Source organism: Methylorubrum podarium (assembly GCF_022179745.1).
Classification (GTDB): Bacteria; Pseudomonadota; Alphaproteobacteria; order Rhizobiales; family Beijerinckiaceae; genus Methylobacterium; species Methylobacterium podarium.
Genome location: NZ_BPRD01000506.1, coordinates 1 through 2,886 on the forward strand (window position 1 = coordinate 1; position 2,886 = coordinate 2,886).

4 protein-coding genes are annotated in these 2,886 nt (G+C 73.3%); all 4 read right to left on the minus strand.

Translation table 11 applies throughout. The annotated features are described in order from the left end of the window. Positions 1 to 127: 127 nt before the first annotated feature. Entirely contained in the window at positions 128 to 874 is a 747-nt protein-coding gene (locus MFF42_RS22075) for an SDR family NAD(P)-dependent oxidoreductase (protein WP_238257783.1), read from the minus strand. Continuing rightward, a complete protein-coding gene (locus MFF42_RS22080) occupies positions 871 to 2,235 on the minus strand; it encodes a class I adenylate-forming enzyme family protein (RefSeq protein WP_238257784.1) in 1,365 nt (454 codons plus the stop codon). The genes MFF42_RS22075 and MFF42_RS22080 overlap by 4 nt, the downstream gene beginning before the upstream one ends. Positions 2,236 to 2,240: 5 nt before the next feature. Beyond that, a complete protein-coding gene (locus MFF42_RS22085) occupies positions 2,241 to 2,498 on the minus strand; it encodes an acyl carrier protein (RefSeq protein WP_238257786.1) in 258 nt (85 codons plus the stop codon). After that, the coding region (locus tag MFF42_RS22090; RefSeq protein ID WP_238257787.1) for an alpha/beta hydrolase fold domain-containing protein at positions 2,485 to 2,886 on the minus strand (402 nt) is incomplete at its 5' end. The genes MFF42_RS22090 and MFF42_RS22085, both read right to left, overlap by 14 nt.

A 2,886-nucleotide genomic window follows, 5' to 3' on the forward strand; every position in this document is an offset into this window, starting at 1 on the left:
CCCCGTCATCGCGCGCGTCAGCGAAGCGATCCAGAGCGCGACCTCTCCGGAAGGGGCCGCCCTGGATCGCTTTCGCTGAGCCTCGCGATGACGGGGGCGGCACCGGCAGAATCGATCGAAAACGGAATCAGGCGGTGCTGCCGGCGTCGATGGTCAGCACCGTGCCGGTGACGTTCCGGGCCCGGTCCGACATCAGATAGGCGACGGCGTCGGCCACGTCCTGCGGCTCGGCCAGCCGCTTGAGGGCGCTGCGGTTGGCCACCCGCCCGCGCTCGGCCTCGTCCATCTCGCCGGTCATCGCCGTCTCGATGAAGCCCGGCGCCACCGCGTTCACCGTGACCCCGAGCCGCCCGACCTCGCGGGCCAGCGACTTGGTGAAGCCGATCATCGACGCCTTGGTGGCGGCGTAGACCGAGAGCGCGTTGTAGCCGGTGAACGCGATGATCGAGCTGACGTTGACGATCCGGCCCGCCCCCGCGCTCATCATCCCGCGGGCGAGGTACTTGGTCAGCACCATCGGCGCCAGTGTGTTGAGGTGGACGAGTTCGGCGATCTTCGCCGCCGGCATCGTCGTGAGCAGGCCCGGCGTGCCGAGCGCGGCGTTGTTGACGAGGCCGTAGACCGGTCCGTGCTCTGCCCGGATCCTCTGGGCGAGCGGCTGGAGCGCGTCGATCGCGCCGAGATCGGCGGCCATGAAGGCGATCCGGCCGGGGCCGGCGGTCTCCTGCGCCGCCTCCAGGGCCTCGCTCGGGCGTCGCGCCAGCGCCACCACGCGGAATCCGTCGGCGGCGAGCGTTTCGGCCATGGCGAGGCCGAGCCCGCGGCTCGCCCCCGTGACGACGACGAGGCGCCCGGTCTTGAGATCGTCGTTCACGCGCCCCTCCGCACCAGCTTGCCGCCCGAGGTGATCGGCAGCGCGTCCACGAACGTCACGCTTGCCGGCACCTTGTGGCCGGCCAGCCGCGGGCGGCAATGGGCGATGATCGCCTTCTTGAGCGCGGGGCGGTCCGCGTCGGCATCGGCGCGCAGGACGACCTCCGCCTCGACCACCGCGCCGAGGATCGGGTTCGGGCGCGCCCGCACGCGGGACATCGACACGGCCGGAAACACGTTGATGACCGTCTCGACCTCTTCCGGCTGCACCTTGGCGCCGCCGACATTGATCACGCCGCTGCGCCGGCCGAGGAAGTGGTAGCGCGCGCCGCGGCGCTCCACGAGGTCGCCGGTGTCGACGAAGCCGTCCTCGGCGATCAGCGCCTCGGGCGTGGCCCCCAGATAGCGTCGGCCGGTGCGGCGCGAGCGCACGAACAGGCTGTCCTCGCGCACGGCGATCTCGATCCCGGCGCGCGTCCCGATCAGGGAGGCGGGAAAGCCCTCCTGCCCGTCCTCGACGGTGAAGCCGACGCCGCCCTCGGTCGAGGCGTAGGCGTGGGCGATGCGCGCCTGCGGGAAGGCGGCGCGCAGGGCGTCGAGGATGGTCTGGTCGGCGATCTCGCCCGAGAGCCGCACGTAGCGGGGGCTCAGCCGGTCGAGCGCCGCGCTCATCAGGGCCAGGCGCCAGTGCGAGGGCGTGCCGAGGATGTGGGTGACGTTCTCGGCCCCGACGCGGACGAGATAGTCGCGCACCGGCTCGCCCGCGTCGGAGAGCACGAGCGAGGACGGTCCGAGCATCGCCCGCAGGAAGACCTGCAGACCGCCGTAGCGGCGGATGTCGTAGAAGGTGCTCCACACCGTGCCGGGCTCCGGGGCCGCGGCGGTGTTGATGCCGCCGGCCAGCCCGTCGAGGGTGTGGGCGACGAGCTTCGGCGCGCCGGTGGTGCCGGAGGTGGCCAGCGCCCACTCGGTCTCCCGCTTCGTCCCGGAGCCCGCGCGGAAAAAGACGTCGGCGGCGTCGATGCGGGGCAGGCCCGGCAGCGCCTCGGGGGCCAGCCCCTCGGCGTCGGCGACGCAGATCTCGGCCTCGGCATCCGTCGCGATCCGGGCGATGTGCTCCGGCGCGAGCTTCGGCGGGACGAGGGCGAGCCGGGCGGCGAGGCCGTCCAGCGCGATCATGGCGCGCGCGGCCGCCATCTGCCCGCCGACGGCGAGCAGCACCCGGCGGCCGGCGAGCGCTGCCGTCGCGGTGGCGTCGCGCTCGCCGGAGACGATCCCGGCGAGATCGTGTCGGCTGCGGTGGTCGGACAGGAACAGGCCCTCGAGTCCGCCCGCCGCCAGAAGTCTCTCGCGCAGGATCATCGGGGTCAGGCCGCCTGCCGGTTCGCGGCGCGCTCGTAGAGGGCGACGAGGTCGCCCACCGTCACCGGCAGGTCGGAGGCGTCCATCTCGCCGAACGGGTCGGCGCCGGTGAGATCCTCCATCCGCGCCACTAGCAGGGCGAAGCAGAGCGAGTCGAACTCGGTGTCGAGCATCACGAGGTCGTCGGTGATCGGCGGCATCGCCTTCTCCTGCTCGGCGGCGATGGCGGCGATCTCGGCGAAGACGGTCTCACGCAGGGACATGGGGGCTCTCCTTCAGGACAGGTTGCTGGGGGTGTCCCGCGAGGCACTCGGCGAAGTCGCAGGCGATTGCCGACAGGATCGGCCGGCCGCGCGGCACCAGCCGCCCGAGGCCGTAGAAGAAGTGGATCATGCCGGCGTGGCACCTGTGCGCGGCCTCGATGCCGGCCCTCTCCAGCCGCTCGGCATAGGCCGCGCCCTCGTCGCGGACGGGGTCGTACTCCGCGGTGTGGATGCGGGCCGGCGGCAGGCCGGCGAGCGCCGCCTCCCGCAGGGGCGAGAGACGGGGCGACGGCGCGGCCGCCTCGGGGCCGCAGGCGGCGAGGTCGCGCCGGATCGTCGCCTCGTCGAGAAAGTAGCCGCGGGCGAAGTCGCGGCGCGAGGCCGACGC